At 65.6% G+C, this 14,355-nt stretch carries 18 protein-coding genes; 10 read left to right on the forward strand and 8 right to left on the reverse strand.

Annotation, left to right across the window (positions count from 1 at the left end):
- The first annotated feature begins 14 nt into the window (after nt 1–14).
- Nucleotides 15–605: a hypothetical protein gene (locus AU175_RS11280; RefSeq protein ID WP_066288705.1), complete on the forward strand. Its 591-nt coding sequence runs from the start codon at nt 15–17 to the stop codon at nt 603–605.
- Between the two features lie 105 nt (nt 606–710).
- Nucleotides 711–1,091 (forward strand): hypothetical protein, encoded by a 381-nt coding sequence (locus AU175_RS11285; RefSeq protein ID WP_066288708.1) that lies wholly within the window; start codon nt 711–713, stop codon nt 1,089–1,091.
- Nucleotides 1,092–1,133: 42 nt separating this feature from the next.
- Here the strand turns inward: AU175_RS11285 and AU175_RS11290 are convergent, their stop codons facing one another.
- On the reverse strand, nt 1,134–1,679 hold the full coding sequence (locus tag AU175_RS11290; RefSeq protein ID WP_066288710.1) for a CGNR zinc finger domain-containing protein: 546 nt from the start codon (nt 1,677–1,679) through the stop codon (nt 1,134–1,136).
- A gap of 70 nt (nt 1,680–1,749) precedes the next feature.
- Between AU175_RS11290 and AU175_RS11295 the strand changes: the two genes are divergently transcribed.
- A complete protein-coding gene (locus tag AU175_RS11295; protein ID WP_066288713.1) occupies nt 1,750–2,802 on the forward strand; it encodes an EamA family transporter in 1,053 nt (350 codons plus the stop codon).
- A 114-nt stretch (nt 2,803–2,916) separates the two neighbouring features.
- Here the strand turns inward: AU175_RS11295 and AU175_RS11300 are convergent, their stop codons facing one another.
- Nucleotides 2,917–3,180: a WXG100 family type VII secretion target gene (locus AU175_RS11300; protein WP_066286164.1), complete on the reverse strand. Its 264-nt coding sequence runs from the start codon at nt 3,178–3,180 to the stop codon at nt 2,917–2,919.
- Nucleotides 3,181–3,391: 211 nt separating this feature from the next.
- Here AU175_RS11300 and AU175_RS11305 point away from each other — a divergent pair, with 211 nt between their 5' ends.
- Complete coding sequence (locus AU175_RS11305; protein ID WP_066288715.1) at nt 3,392–3,664, forward strand: DUF2277 domain-containing protein; 273 nt, start codon at nt 3,392–3,394, stop codon at nt 3,662–3,664.
- A gap of 120 nt (nt 3,665–3,784) precedes the next feature.
- Here AU175_RS11305 and AU175_RS11310 read toward each other — a convergent pair whose 3' ends face one another.
- The 6 genes from AU175_RS11310 to AU175_RS22010 form a co-directional block, all read right to left on the reverse strand.
- Complete coding sequence (locus AU175_RS11310) at nt 3,785–6,106, reverse strand: heavy metal translocating P-type ATPase (protein ID WP_082979226.1); 2,322 nt, start codon at nt 6,104–6,106, stop codon at nt 3,785–3,787.
- Nucleotides 6,107–6,192: 86 nt separating this feature from the next.
- A complete protein-coding gene (locus tag AU175_RS11315) occupies nt 6,193–6,423 on the reverse strand; it encodes a heavy-metal-associated domain-containing protein (RefSeq protein ID WP_066288722.1) in 231 nt (76 codons plus the stop codon).
- A gap of 48 nt (nt 6,424–6,471) precedes the next feature.
- The gene (locus AU175_RS11320) at nt 6,472–6,822 is read right to left on the reverse strand and encodes a metal-sensitive transcriptional regulator (RefSeq protein WP_066288724.1); all 351 of its coding nucleotides are present in this window, start codon (nt 6,820–6,822) and stop codon (nt 6,472–6,474) included.
- A gap of 320 nt (nt 6,823–7,142) precedes the next feature.
- A complete protein-coding gene (locus AU175_RS11325; RefSeq protein ID WP_066288729.1) occupies nt 7,143–7,655 on the reverse strand; it encodes a universal stress protein in 513 nt (170 codons plus the stop codon).
- Nucleotides 7,656–7,710: 55 nt separating this feature from the next.
- Nucleotides 7,711–8,466, reverse strand: a complete 756-nt coding sequence (locus AU175_RS11330; protein WP_066288732.1) for a class F sortase — start codon at nt 8,464–8,466, stop codon at nt 7,711–7,713.
- A 102-nt stretch (nt 8,467–8,568) separates the two neighbouring features.
- Nucleotides 8,569–9,276, reverse strand: a complete 708-nt coding sequence (locus AU175_RS22010) for a hypothetical protein (protein WP_231938533.1) — start codon at nt 9,274–9,276, stop codon at nt 8,569–8,571.
- A gap of 300 nt (nt 9,277–9,576) precedes the next feature.
- On the opposite strand from AU175_RS22010, the gene AU175_RS11340 reads away from it, so the two are divergent.
- From AU175_RS11340 to AU175_RS11365, 6 genes are all read left to right on the forward strand, one after another.
- Nucleotides 9,577–9,777, forward strand: coding sequence for a hypothetical protein (locus tag AU175_RS11340; protein WP_066288734.1), 201 nt, complete (start codon nt 9,577–9,579; stop codon nt 9,775–9,777).
- Between the two features lie 63 nt (nt 9,778–9,840).
- Nucleotides 9,841–10,995, forward strand: coding sequence for a WD40/YVTN/BNR-like repeat-containing protein (locus AU175_RS11345; RefSeq protein ID WP_066288736.1), 1,155 nt, complete (start codon nt 9,841–9,843; stop codon nt 10,993–10,995).
- Nucleotides 10,988–11,275, forward strand: coding sequence for a MoaD/ThiS family protein (locus AU175_RS11350; RefSeq protein WP_066288737.1), 288 nt, complete (start codon nt 10,988–10,990; stop codon nt 11,273–11,275). The genes AU175_RS11345 and AU175_RS11350 overlap by 8 nt, the downstream gene beginning before the upstream one ends.
- Before the next feature lie 129 nt (nt 11,276–11,404).
- Nucleotides 11,405–12,757 (forward strand): aminomethyltransferase family protein, encoded by a 1,353-nt coding sequence (locus AU175_RS11355; protein ID WP_066288740.1) that lies wholly within the window; start codon nt 11,405–11,407, stop codon nt 12,755–12,757.
- A gap of 118 nt (nt 12,758–12,875) precedes the next feature.
- Entirely contained in the window at nt 12,876–13,658 is a 783-nt protein-coding gene (locus tag AU175_RS11360) for an ABC transporter ATP-binding protein (protein WP_197497082.1), read from the forward strand.
- Entirely contained in the window at nt 13,645–14,355 is a 711-nt protein-coding gene (locus tag AU175_RS11365; RefSeq protein WP_066288745.1) for an ABC transporter ATP-binding protein, read from the forward strand. The genes AU175_RS11360 and AU175_RS11365 overlap by 14 nt, the downstream gene beginning before the upstream one ends.

Here is a 14,355-nt window from a genome sequence, read left to right on the forward strand (position 1 = left end):
ACTAAACTGGACAGGTGACCCGCCCTTTGACGCCCGCAGAAGCCGCGCACGGTACCGCCACGCAGGAAGACCTGTGGAAACCGGTCCTGCTGCGCGCCATTGCCGCGCTGTTGTTTGGGGCCGTCACGATCTTCTGGGCCACACCATCTGTTGAGGTCATGGCCTGGGTTGGCGGTATCTATGTGCTGGCCACCGGCGCCCTGCTGCTCTGGACGACTCCCAAGGCCGGCCTCGCGTGGGACAGCATGTCCGGAAAGCTGCTGTCAGCGGCCGGTTCCATCCTTACGGGCAGCGGCGTGGCCCTGCTGCTGCTCCACGGCGACCTGCTCTTCGGCGTGATCGCAGCGCTGGGACTCGGCATCGCAGGGGTGATCGAGCTGGTCTGCGGGCTCAGGAACCGCGGCAGCCATGTCCTGGCCAGGGACTGGATAGCTTCCGGAGTCATCGGCATTGGAACGGCCGCGGCACTTCCGTTCTTCATCAGCCTGGGCGCCCACGCCCTGCTGGGCGTTGCCGGCGGCGGCGCCATCATTGCCGGCGTGCTCTGGGTGCTCTCAGCGCTGACCCTGCGGCATGATGCCCGGGCCGCCGTCGTAAAGCCGTAAACTAGACAGGTACGGTTCTACCCGGCGTAGAAGTTCGCCGTACAAACACACCGCACCATTCGAACCGGGCAGGCCTCCGCGCCGTGCCTGCAGGGAGGAAACACCTTGGCAGACCAGCAACCAGGAAAACCGCGGAAGATGCGGACCTCGGTGAAGGGGCCGCTGATGTTCTCCGCGTTCTGGGCCGTCCTCGCCTTTCTGACAGTCCTCATTTTCGCCTCCGGAGGCAGCTCCCGCGCCCTGCGGTTCGACCTGGCCTTCACCGGCGCGGGAATCGCGTTCATTGTCACACTGGTCATCGCTGCCATGCTCTCCATGAGCTACAAGGACAATGCCGAGCACCTTGGCAAGGGATCCGGCGTCAACCTGAGCTCGGCGCGCAAGCCCTCCCACGGGTTCGGCGGCCTGTCCACGCCCGGCCAGGACGGCGCCCGGCCGGGTGCTGACCAGGGCGACCCCGACGCCGATGGGCCGCCAAGGCGCTGAGCCAGCTGTTGCCCCGGCAGTTCGCCCGGCGGAGCTTTGGCCTTAGCTGGCCGTTGCCTGGCGCGCCCGGTAGGCCGCAACATGTGCCCGGTTTGCACAGTTGCCGGTGTCGCAATATCGCTTGGACCGGTTGCGCGTGAGGTCCAGGACCACGGCATCGCAGTCATCCCCTTCGCACACCAGCATGCGGTCCATTTCTTTGCTCCGGATCACGTCCACCAGGGCCATGGCCGCCTCGGTCCCCATCCTGTCCGCCAGTGGCGCCTCGCGGGTGGTGGCATGCAGGTGCCAGTCCCACTGATCGTGCTTCATCAGCTGGGGCAGGGCGTTGGCATCGCGCAGCAGGCGGTTCACGGTTTCCACAGCATAATCCTCATCTGACGTCCACACCTGGGCTAGCTCGCTGCGCAGCCTGTGGATGCTGGCCAGTTCGGCCGTGGTGCGTGTTCGGGACCCGCTGAAGCCTTCGGCCTCGAGGAATCGGTCCAGGTCCGCGACGGTAGCCAGGGTTTCCCTGCCGTTCGCGGCGCTGTTGATCAGATTCACCACGGTGCGCAGAGCCACCTCAGTGTCAGGGGCAAAGACCATCTTGACTCCTTACATCGCCGGGCGTAATGTCATGACCAATACCCCACTTTACTCCTGACAGGAGGCGACGATGCCTGCCGCCACCAACGCCGCCCAGACATCGGGCGCGTCCACTGCCAGCCGCGGCTTCATGGCTTCCGGCCTGGGAATCGCGCTGTTCTCCTCCGCTGTCTTCGGGCTCTCCGGGTCCTTCGCCAAGGCGCTGCTGGAAACGGGCTGGACCCCCGGGGCCGCCGTGACCGCGCGCCTCACCGGCGCCGCCCTGATCCTTGCGATTCCGGCCATCCCTGCCCTGCGCGGCCGGTGGCACCAACTGCGCGACAACTGGGTCACCATTGGCCTGTTCGGCCTCATCGGGGTGGCCGCTTGCCAGCTGTTCTACTTCAACGCGGTGGCCCGGCTCTCGGTCGGGGTGGCGCTCCTGCTGGAGTACCTCGCCCCCGTCATTATTGTGCTGTGGCTCTGGGCAGCCAGCCGGAAGCGGCCGCGCGCGCTGACCTTCGGCGGCACGCTGTTGTCCCTCGCAGGCCTGGTCCTCGTCCTGGACCTCACGGGCACTGTCAAAATCGACGTCATCGGCGTGCTCTGGGGAATAGCTGCCGCAGTGTGCCTGGCGATGTATTTCTTCATTACCGCCAAGAAGAACGATTCCCTGCCGCCCATCGTCCTGGCCTCCGGCGGCCTCATGGTGGGGGCGGCCGCTATGTGGCTCGCCGCCGCAACCGGCCTGTTGCCGATGGCGTTCAGCGCGGCGGACACCAAACTTGGCCCGTGGGTCACGCCCTGGTGGGTTTCCCTGGCCGGCCTGGTCATCCTGGCGACAGTCCTGGCGTATGTATCGGGGATCATGGCGGCCCGTGCCCTGGGCTCCAAGGTGGCGTCCTTCGTTTCACTGACCGAGGTGCTCTTCGCGGTGGTCTGGGCATGGCTGCTCCTCGGGGAACTCCCGGGCGCAATCCAGCTCCTGGGCGGGGCACTCATTGTCGGCGGCGTCATCCTGGTCAGGCTCGACGAACTCCGGAGCCCGCCCCTGGCCACCGCTCCGGCGAGGGGCGATGGCGCACCCCGGCCAAAGGCGGCGTCACCGCTGGAGCACGCGAACGACGTCGAGCCCGTCCCCTAGGGTCCTGCAGAGCCCCAAACCCATGGCACAGTCCCAACGCTTTGGGGACCCTCTACAGACCGCAGGCCCCGGACACTGTGCTGTGTCCGGGGCCTGCGGGCAGCGCTGCGGTGGCTAGCGTGAAGCCTGGTCCTGCTCGTTGGCGTTCTTGGTGGCCTTCTGGCCTGCGTCCTTGAGCGCCTGGATGACCTGGTTCAGGGCCGATGTGTGGTTGCCTGACCATTCGCTGCGGAAGTTCTGCGCGTCCGGGCCTTCCCAGGTGGTGCTGTCCAGCACGCGGGTGAGGTTGGTCCTCTGCTGCTCGATCTCCGAAGCACCGGCCTGCAGCTTCGTGCCAAGAGTCCTGAGCTGCTCTACATCTGCGCCCCAAATAGCCATCAGTTTCTCCTCGTTAAGTCTTGGATCCGATCAAGGTCGGCATCCCCAGCGGCCCCCGGCTGATCCGGAAGATCCATTACCTAGAACCTATCCCGGCCCCAAAACACTGTCGATGGGGACCGCTGCCCATGCAGCACTCCCCTTCGCGGAAGACCTCAAGGAGTACGGGCAGGGGGTCGATCCCAGGCGTTCCAGAGCCTAGCATGGGCTTATGTGCCGGAACATCCGAACCCTCCACAACTTCGAACCGCACGCCACGTCCGAGGAGGTGCACGCCGCCGCCCTGCAGTACGTGCGCAAGATCAGCGGCAGCACCAAGCCGTCCAAGGCCAATGAGGCAGCCTTCAACGAGGCTGTGCACGAAATCGCCCACATCACCGCGCACCTCCTGGATTCGCTGGTCAGCCACGCGCCCGCCAAGGACCGGGCGGAGGAGGCCGCCAAGGCGAAGGCCCGGGCTGCGGTGCGCTTCGGCGCGGCCTGAGCCATCCAACTGGGTAGCAGTTGATGTCGTTATGGGCGCTCATAACGACATCAACTGCTACCCAGTTGGGGAGGTTATATTTCGGCGGGCTCCCAGGGTGGCCGCCCAGCCGCTGTGCGGTCACCTGCCGAAGCTGCGCAGCCGGAGTGAGTTCGCCACGACCAGGACGGAACTTGCTGCCATTGCGGCTCCGGCGATCATGGGGTTCAGCAGGCCCAGGGCAGCCACCGGGATGCCCACGGCGTTGTAGAAGAAGGCCCAGAACAGGTTGGTCTTGATGGTGGCCAGCGTCCTGCGGGACAGCTCGATGGCCTGCGCCACCTGGGCAAGGTCATTGCCCATCACTGTGAGGTCGGCGGCCTCTATGGCCACGTCGGTACCCGAACCCATGGCGATCCCGAGGTCCGCCTGCGCCAAGGCCGCGGCATCGTTCACTCCGTCGCCCGCCATGGCCACGATGGCTCCGCCGGCCTGCAGCTTCCGGACAGCATCCACTTTCCCGGCCGGCAGAATTCCGGCGTACACGTCATCCGACGGAATTCCGACGGCGTCAGCCACCTGCGCGGCCACCGCAGCGTTGTCACCGGTCAGCAGGATGGGGCGAAGCCCCAGGTGCCTTAGCCGTGCGATGGCTGCCGCGGATCCTGGCTTAATGGTGTCCCGGAGGCTGACGATGCCCGCCGGAGCCCCCTCCACTGCCACCCAGATGGCAGTTGCTCCGGATGCCTCGGCGGCTTGGAGGGCATCGCGCTGTTCGCGGGAGATGCGGACGCCGCTCTCCTGCAGCCAGCCGGTGCGGCCCGCCACAACCAGCCGGCCATCCACCGTTCCGGCCACACCGCCTCCGGGTGCCGAACGGAACTGCCCGACGGCGGGAAGCCGCGCGCCGTCGTCGTCCCGGCCGTCCTGGCTTTCCAGGCGCAGGAGCGGGCTGCCTGCGACAGCTGTCCGGGCCGCGGATTCAGTGATCTGAGCGAGGGCGGATGCTGCAATGGCATGGGCTATCGGGTGCTCTGAAGCTGCCTCCACAGCTCCGGCGAGGCGCAGCACCTCGGACGGGCTGAACCCCTCGAAGGCCATCGTGTTGTCCACGGCCAGGCGGCCGGTGGTGACCGTCCCGGTCTTGTCCAGCAGGATGGTGTCCACGGTGCGGGTGTCCTCCAGCACCTGCGGGCCTTTGATCAGGATGCCCAGCTGGGCGCCGCGTCCTGTTCCGGTGAGCAGCCCTACGGGTGTGGCAAGACCCAGCGCGCAAGGGCAGGCGATGACCAGGACCGCGACGGCGGCGGTGAAGGCGGCCCGCAGTTCGGCTTCGCTGACGGCCGGACCCGCGAGGAGCAGCCACGCCCCGAAAGTGAGCACAGCGATGACCAGCACCACGGGAACAAAGACCGCGCTGATGCGGTCGGCCAGGCGGGCGATCGGTGCCTTGCCTGTCTGGGCCTCGGAAACGAGCCTTGCCATTTGGGCCAACGTGGTTTCGGCACCCACGCGGGTTGCGCGGACCAGCAGCCGGCCCGAAGCGTTGATGGTGGCTCCGGTGACCTTGCTGTCCGGGCCCACCTCAACCGGCACTGACTCGCCGGTGATAAGGGAAGCGTCCACCGCGGAGCTGCCCTCAATGACCAGGCCGTCTGCAGCAATCTTTTCGCCCGGCCGGACCACAATGACATCGCCCACTTGGAGCTGGTCGGCCGGGATCTTGGTTTCCCCGCCGCTGCGCAGGACCGTGGCGTCCTTGGCACCCAGGTTCAGCAGTGCCTTGAGCGCATCGCCTGCTTTTTGCTTGGCATTGGCCTCCAGGTAGCGGCCCAGGAGCAGGAACGTGGTGACGACGGCGGCCACCTCGAAATAAAGGCCGCCCGGTTCCATTCCCTCCATGCCGGGGTGTTCGGTCATCCTGGGGTTGCTGAACAGCTGCCAGGCCGAGAACAGGTAGGCGGCAGCTACTCCGATGGATACCAGGGTGTCCATGGTGGACGCCAGGTGGCGGGCATTGATGGCGGCGGCACGGTGGAACGGCCAGGCCGCCCAGCTGACCACGGGCAACGCGAGGGCGCCCGCCACCCAGCCCCAGTGCGCAAACTGGAAAGCCGGGACCATGGAAATCAGGAACACCGGCACAGTGAGGATGGCTGCCAGGACGAGGCGGGGCCTGAGCTGGGATGCCGCACCGCCGTGGGCCATGTGGTCGCCGGGCGCGGCGCCGTGGGCCATGTGGTCGCCGGGCGCGGCGCTACCGGACACTTGCTCGGCATGCTCGCTCGGGCGGATCTTTGCCTTGTAGCCCGCTGCGTTTACTGTATCCACCAGCTGTTCGTCCGTGATGCCCGCGGGTACCGTTACGTGCGCCGATTCCAGGGGGAGGTTGACCGAGGCTTCCACGCCGTCGAGCTTGCCGAGTTTCTTCTCCACGCGGTTAACGCAGGAGGCGCAGGTCATGCCTTCGATATCAAGGTCAACCACGCGGCTTCCGCCTGGGTGTGGATGTTCAGTGCTCACGGCGTTTCCTCTGCTCAGTGGGGGATTCAGGCCTCGTTGGCCACTACCAGATATCCGGCTTCGGCCACGGCCTCGCCAATTTCCGACGGTGACAATTCCTGGCTCGACGTGATGGTGACGGTGGAAATGCCGCCGGCGTTGAGGTCGACGTCGACCGCTTCGACGCCAGCGAGGGATTCAAGCTCTTCGCTGACCGACGAGATGCAGTGCCCGCAGGTCATGCCCGAAACGCTGACAGTGGTGGAGATGGTGCTCATGGCTGGCTCCTTGGTGGTGGGCCGGCGGGTGGCCGGCACATGGGTGGTTTAGCGAAGCAGGCGGCCGATGGCGTCGGCTGCTTCCTTGACCTTGATGTCGATCGCTTCGGCCCGGAGTTCGGGATCGGACTCGGAGGCGGCTCCCACGACGCAATGGCCGATGTGCTCCTCCACGAGCCCGAGGCTTACCGCGTGCAGTGCCTTGGTGACGGCAGAAACCTGGGTCAGGATGTCGATGCAGTACTTGTCTTCGTCGACCATCCGGGCGATGCCGCGCACCTGTCCCTCGATGCGCTTGAGTCGGCGCAGGTATGCCTCTTTGTTGCCCGTGTAGCCGTGCTCCGGTGTGGAACCCGCGGCAGGGGCCGCCTCGGTAGCAGATTCTTCCTCTACGTTCATGGTGCAACCGTATACCCCATGGGGGTATCCATGCAAGTACCCCCTGGGGGTATGGGGGCAGCCGCAGGCCTGCTTGCGCCGGCGCAGTGGAGCGGCGCAGCCAGGCATTTCGGGCATTAAAAAGCTCCGGAGTGCGTTATTGGGGGATACGCACTCCGGAGCAGCTTTCGGGGCAGAATCCCGATCCGTTGCTTTCGGCTGGATCGGTCTGCTTGAACCAGCTTACTTGCCGGTAGGGCGGTCCGCCACCACCTCGAATAACTACTTTCGCTTTATTTTTTCAGGGTGCCTTAAGCAGGCGTGTTGCGGCAGCTTCGGGCTCAGCCAGCGTCCTCGTGGGCAGGCATCCGGTAGGGAACAACCAGGACGGGCCGGCTCTGATGATGGCTGAGCCACGACGCTACGGAGCCGTTGAGCGCCTCCGAGATCCGGTGGGCAAGCCCCCGTTCCGATGTTCCCACGACGATCATGGGAGCGTTCGTCTCCGCCGCGAGCCGGGCGAGGGCCCGCGCAGGATCGCCGGCCAGGGTGCGGAGGGTCCAGTCGAGGGAGGGGCTTCCCGTGGCACCGACGGCATCTTCAATGACCGCCCGGATTTCCATCGTCACAGCGCGCACCTCCGCGTCATCCTTCTCGGGATGAAGGGACAATCTGTGCGCGGAGCGGGCCGGATCCCACTCCACGAGGTAGCTCGCTTCGTCAACGTAGGCGCAGAGCAGAGGGGCGGAGAGCCGCGCCGCCATTTGGGTTGCCGTGCGGAGGACCTCGGGGTGCTGATCAGGAATAACACCCACCAGCACAGGCGGCGGACCGCTGAATCGTTCTGAAGTCATAGCTCATTCTCTGCCCGGCCGGTGTACTTGAACAGTGCCCCGGGAGCTGCAGCCGTCAGGCGGGTGAGGCGGAAACCACCACGTTCTTCCCCCACGGGTCTTCCGTGTAGCAGCTGATCAGCACCAGCCGGCTGGGCACCATGTCCCAGATGGGGCTGTCCTTGAGGGCGGCCTTTAGATAGGTGGTCACGCTGTCCACGCGGTAGCGGATGGTTCCGGTGGCTGTGGCAACGTCGAATTCGTCGCCCACTGCTGCCGCGGAGCTGAGGTGGTTGAACGGGGCGTCCTGGCCTTCCCAGCTGTGTCCTATGACGTAGGTGGTGTTCGTCGAGCCGTTTCCCGGGACGCCGAAGGGCGTCAGCCAGTACCCGTCCATCGTGGTGGGCGGCACAATTGTCTGGCTTTCGACGGCGGTACTGTCCGGCGCAAGTGCATGCACGGCCGTGTCCATAGCAGCTTTCGGGTAGATGATCCGCTGCGGCGCAGAAGCTTCCGGGAGAACCGGCCCCGTGGTTGCGGGCGGCGCAGCAGCGGGTGCGGATGCAGCCGGTGCTGCAGGCATCATGGACGCAGCCGGCGGGGCCGGGCGTCCCGAAACAGCCAGGGGCAACGGCAGCTGGATGGACGACGTCCCGGCGGAGCGGACGGCCGCGGTTGTTCCCGGCGCTGTGCCCCCATCCTGGTCCAGCAGCGGTCCACCGAACGTGAAGGACAGGAATCCCAGGACACCGCAGGCCAGGATGGCGATATCTCCACGGTTCAAGCCGCGCGGCCGTTTCGCCAGTTCGTGCCGTCCACTTTGCTTTGCCACGATGCTCCTCAGGCGTTTGGAAGTGTGCTTACAGGAAGGGCGCCCCGCCTTGTGCCGGCGGGGCGCCCTGCATGTCAGTTCGGCCAAGGCTGAACTTGGGGATCAGCCTGCCTGCGCTTCCAGGGACCTGCGGCGCAACGCCACCACAGCCCCTGCGCCCAGCATCACACCCAGTCCCGCGAGCCACGGGGGAGCACTGTCGGTTCCGCCCACTGCGGTCTGCGCGTTGAAGCCCTGGTTGGTGCCCTGGCTGACAGCCACTGCCCCGGTAGCGGCCGGCGTCTGCACCGTCGCCGGTGCGGCGGCGGGCGGTTGGACCGTTGGGGTTACCGTGGTGACCGGCGTCTGGACAACAACCGGTGACTGCACCGGAGTTTCCACGACAACGGGAGTGTCGACCACAGGTGGATCCACTACGACCACGGGTGGGTCCACTACGACGACGGGTGGGTCGACCACGACGACGGGTGGGTCGACCACGACGACGGGAGGATCGACGACGACGGGCGGGTCCACCACGACGACCGGCGGGACCACAGGTGGAACGGGGACGCAGTTGTTGAGGTGGGTCGCAATGCCCGAAGCTGTCCAGTTCCGGCCATCCGGCAGCAGCGCGTTCGGCGGAATGATGTCTCCGGTGTCAGCGTCGTGACCGTTCAAGGCATTGACGTTGACCTCGACAAGTTCGTACGGGTTGGTCCCGCTGCCGGTTGCGTGGCAGATGATAATTCTGTCAGCAGCCATGGCCGGTGCTGTCAGGCTGATCAGCCCCAGCCCTATGACCCCCAGTGTTGCAAAGGTACGTTTCATTGTTTTCTCCCCAGTGTGTGTGAAACGGACCATGATGAGGGGGAGTAGCGGTGACTCTGAGTGCCCCAGCAGCACGGTCAGCTTGCTTGTCACTTCAGGCTAGGGTGGCCGCAAGAGGCAGTCGCGAGTAGCAGGTACTCGACTTTGGAAGGCGCTGAACTGCGGCGATACCTGATACTACGCGGAAACGGGAGAACACTACTTGCTCCTTCCGCAGGGCGCGGGCCCGCCAAGGTTTGCACCCTTGAACGTGGACATGCCCGCGCCTAACGTTGAGTCATACGAAAGGGCGTGACGGGCATGGAAATCTACATGTGGTGGCTGGACCTGGATCTGGCATCCAAGGAATGGCTCCGGGAGAACCTGCGTGCAGAGGAGTTGCCCCTCCCGGTGCTGCAGGGAATCGCCGAGGCGGGCGGACCCCACCCTGAGAATCCGGCTGCGGTACTTACCGAAGCCGACTGGGATTTCATCGAGACCCAGTCTGAATTTGTAGACTAAGCCTGCGGACTAAAGCCTGCACTGTCCAAAGGCCCGTTGCAGCCTTCGGGCCGGAGTGGTTGCATGGGGTGCATGGCAACCACAGAGAGTATTGTCCTGGCGATCGGAACCAAAAAAGGCCTGTGGCTGGCCACCAGCCAGGACAGGCAACAGTGGTCCTTCTCCGGTCCGCACTTCCTCATGAGCGAAATCCCCAGCATCGGCATCGATACCCGGAATGGCCGGACCCGGATCATGGTGGGCGTCCGGTCCGAGCACTGGGGCCCCACGGTTGCCCACTCCGATGACCTCGGCGCCACCTGGTCCGAGCCCGAACAGGGGGCCATCACGTTCCCTGAAGACACAGGTGCCGCCGTCGAGCGCATCTGGCAGATCTATCCGGACGCAGAGGCTCGGCCCGGTGTGGTGTGGGCAGGCGCCGAACCCATTTCCGTGTGGAAATCCACCGACGGCGGCGAGCACTTCGAACTGAACCGCGGACTGTGGGACCACCCGCACCGGGGTGACTGGGGTGCCGGATACGGTGGTGCCGCCGCCCATTCGATCGTGGTTAACCCGGCGGGTGACAACGTCCACATCGCCATGAGCACCGGCGGCGTGTACCGTTCGCTCGATGGTGGCACGTCCTGGGAGGCCAGGAACAAGGGCATCTCCGCATACTTCATGCCAGACCCCAACCCCGAGTTCGGCCAGTGCGTGCACAAGATCGCCGCGGATGCCGCCGTCGAGGGCCGCCTCTACGCGCAGAACCATCACGGTGTCTACCGCACGGATGACAACGGCGAGCACTGGGAATCCATCGCTGAGGGGCTGCCGGCGGACTTCGGCTTTGTCATGCTCACCCATCCCCGGCGGGAGGGGACCGCCTGGGTGGTACCGCTCAAGGCCGACGGCGAACGCATCCCTCCGGAGGGAAAGCTGGCAGTGCACCGCACGGATGACGCCGGGGCCACCTGGAAGCGCCTGGCCACCGGCCTTCCTGAGGGGGAGTACAACAGCGTGCTCCGGGACGCCGCGGGCGTGGATACCGCCGAGCCGGTGGGCGTCTACTTCGGCACCCGCGGTGGCGCGGTATATGCCAGCGCGGATGAAGGCGAGACGTTTACGGAAGTGGCCACCCATCTGCCGGACGTTCTCTGCGTCCGTGCCGCCGTTGTCGCGGACGCGGAGCTGCCAGGAGCATCCGTTCCGGAAGTGGCGGCGGCCCAGGGTGCCTGACATCAGCGTGGTGCTGCCCAGCATCCTCCAGCCGCTGGCCGGCGGGCAGCCCATCCTGACTGCGCCCGCCGAGGGGCCGGTGACGGTGGGGAAGCTCCTGGACTCGGTGACCGGGGATTACCCGGTTCTGGCGAGGCGCCTGCGGGACGAAACCGGAGCCCTGCGCCGCTACGTGAACGTCTACGTGGGCGGCGAGGAGGTGCGCAGGCTCCAGGGCCTGGAAACTGAAGTGGCGGACGGCCAGGAAGTGCTGATCATCCAGTCGGTGGCCGGCGGCTAGGCAGGTCCCTCCAGCTGGCCACTGCCGGCGCCCCTGCCATGACCGGCCACTGCGGCGTATCGTGAGTCTCAGCAAGAACGACGCCGTTCATTGCAGTGTGCGGTGTCCCAGTCCAGTGGAGGGATCGCCATGACCAGCCAGAGCCTTCAGTCCGCCATCGATGAGCAGGGCAGTGCCGTCGAGGTGTTGCGCAACGCGAAGTCACGGCCGTTCACCTTTCCGGTGACCCCCGAGTTCACCAATTGGCGAAGCGAGCAGGCGTCCTGGCAGGACTCGTGTGCCTTACTCGACCAGTCGCACCACATGGCAGACCTCTTCGTGACCGGTTCCGACGCGACCAAGTTCTTTACTTGGATTGGCACGAATTCCGCCGCCGGCTACCGGGTCGGGCGGGCGAAGCAGCTGGTCGCCGTCAACCATGACGGATACCTCATCGGTGACGGTATTCTGTTCCACCTCAGCGAGAACTCCTTCGACCTCGTTGGCCTTTCCATGCTGACCGACTGGGTCGAATACAACATCGCCTCCGGCGACTGGGACGTCACCCTTGAACGCGATGACCACTCGCTGATCCGCAAGGGCGATCCGAAGGTCTTCCGGTACGAACTGCAGGGACCGAACGCGCTCGCGATCATTGAGAAGGTCACAGGCAAGCCGGCGCCTGAGCTCAAGTTCTTCCACATGGGCGAGGTTGAAATCGACGGAAACAACGTGGGCGTCCTGCGTCACGGCATGGCGGGCCAGCCGGGCTTCGAGCTGTGGGGTCCGTGGGCCGCAGCAGCCGCGGTGCACGCAAAACTGCTTGCTGACGGCGAGGAATTTGGCATCACGCAGGTGGGGGCAAAGGGATATTCGTCGGCCAACCTCGGCTCGGGATGGGTGCCGAGCCCTCCGCCGGCGATCTTCCAGCCCGAGCTCAAGGCATACCGTGAATGGCTGGACCTGTCGAAGGCGGGTTCGTTGGGAGGCAGCTTCTACTCGGCCGATATCACTGACTATTACGTCACTCCCTACGACATCGGGCTGGGCCGTTCTGTGTCGTTCGATCACGATTTCCTCGGCAAGGAAGCCCTGCAGCGGCATTCCGAAAACCAGCGGCGCACCAAAGTAACGCTCGTTTGGAATATCGATGACGTGACGAAAGCGCTCGGATCGATCCTCGGTGACGCAGTCCCCGCAAAGTACATCGAGCTCCCCAAGTCCCGTTACGCGCTGTACCAGACCGATCGGGTCCTGAAGGGAGGCGAGACGGTGGGAATGTCTCTCGACGTCGGCTACCTCGCCAACGAGCGGGCCTTCCTCTCCCTGGCAACCATCGACGTCGCCTACTCGCAGACCGGAACGGAGGTGGTGGTTGTCTGGGGGGAGGAGCCCAATTCCCGAAAGGGCCAGGTGGAGCGCCACCGCCAGGTGGAGATCCGCGCAACCGTCGCTCCGGCACCGTTCACGGAGTACGCGCGCGCGGGCTATCGGGCGCCATAACGGTCGGATCAAGGCTCACTCAAAATCGTTGACAATTTCGTTTCCGATCCGTAGCGTCGGTTTCGAGCGGTCGTGACGATCGCGCCTATCCCGAGCAATGATGCGACAGGAAGGTACAGTGGCCGCAAGCCTCAGCCTCAAGGGCGTGGACCTGCACTTCGGCGGCGTCAAGGTCCTGCAGGACGTGACCTTCGACGTCGAACCGGGTGTGATCTTCGGCCTGGTAGGCCCAAACGGCGCCGGTAAGACCTCCCTGTTCAACTGCATCAGCGGCCACTACAAACCCAATTCCGGATCGATCACGATCAGCGGCACCGAGGTGCTGGGAAGCGCACCATACCGCCTGGCGCGCCTCGGGCTGGCGCGCACCTTCCAGCAACCCGCACTGCAATTGCACGCCACCGTGCTGGAGAATGTGCTCCTTGGCGGGCACATCAGGCTCCCCGGTTGGCCTGTTTCGTGGGCGCTGCGGCTGCCGTACACAGCGCGAGCGGAGCGCGGGATCCGCGCCGAAGCGCTCGAGCTGCTCAACCGGGCCGGGTTGGGCTGGGCTGCGGGGCTGCCCGCGGGGGAACTTTCGCATGGGCTGCACAAAGGGGTAGAGCTCTGGCGGGCGCTGCTCTCCAAACCGGCCCTCCTCCTGCTCGATGAGCCCGCCGCGGGTCTGTCGCATGGCGAGGTGGAGCAGTTCATCAAGACCGTGAGGAGGATCCGCGCCGAGCAGGACATCACGATCATCATCGTCGAGCACCATATGGGGCTGATCTCCGCCCTTACTGACCGGGTGGTGGTGCTGGACCACGGCCGCAAACTCATGGAGGGCACCGCTGCCGAGGCCCAGTCCGACGCGCGCGTGATCGAAGCGTACATCGGGAAGGACGCGGCTGATGACGCTGCTTGAACTCACCGGCGTGACTGCGTCCTACGGGCCTGTCCAGGTGCTCGACGGGGTGGAGCTGACTGTGCCGGAGGGCGGCTCAGTCGGGATCCTGGGCGCGAACGGGGCCGGAAAGACGACGACGCTGCGTGCCATCAGCGGCACGGTGCGCACCGGTGGACGGATCAAGTTCGAGGGACGGGACATCCGCGGTTTGCGCCCTGACCAGGTGGCAGCGCGGGGGGTTGCCCATGTTCCGGAGGGCCGTGGAACCCTCGGCCAGCTGAGCGTGCGGGAGAACCTCCTGGTGGGGGCCTACCTCCGCAAGGACAGGGGCGCCATCTCGCGCGATATTGACTACTGCCTTGACCTGTTCCCGCAGTTGCAGGACCGCGTCGGCTCGCGGGCGGCATCACTGTCAGGCGGTGAGCAGCAGATGCTCGCCGTCGCCAGGGCCTTTATGGCCAAACCCAAACTGTTGTTGCTCGATGAAGCATCCCTCGGCCTTGCGCCCAGCACATCCAAGGCGGTGTACGAGGCGATCAGGCGGCTGCGGCTCGAGTCAGGTATCGCCATGGTGGTGGTGGAGCAGAACGCCAACCTCGCGTTCTCGCTGGTGGATACTGCCACGGTGCTCGAAACGGGGCGCAACGTGCTGACCGGATCCTCGGCCGAACTCAAGGGCATGGACGAGATCCGCCGTGCCTACCTGGGGGGCTGA

Source organism: Arthrobacter sp. B6, from assembly GCF_001663775.1.
Classification (GTDB): Bacteria; Actinomycetota; Actinomycetes; order Actinomycetales; family Micrococcaceae; genus Arthrobacter.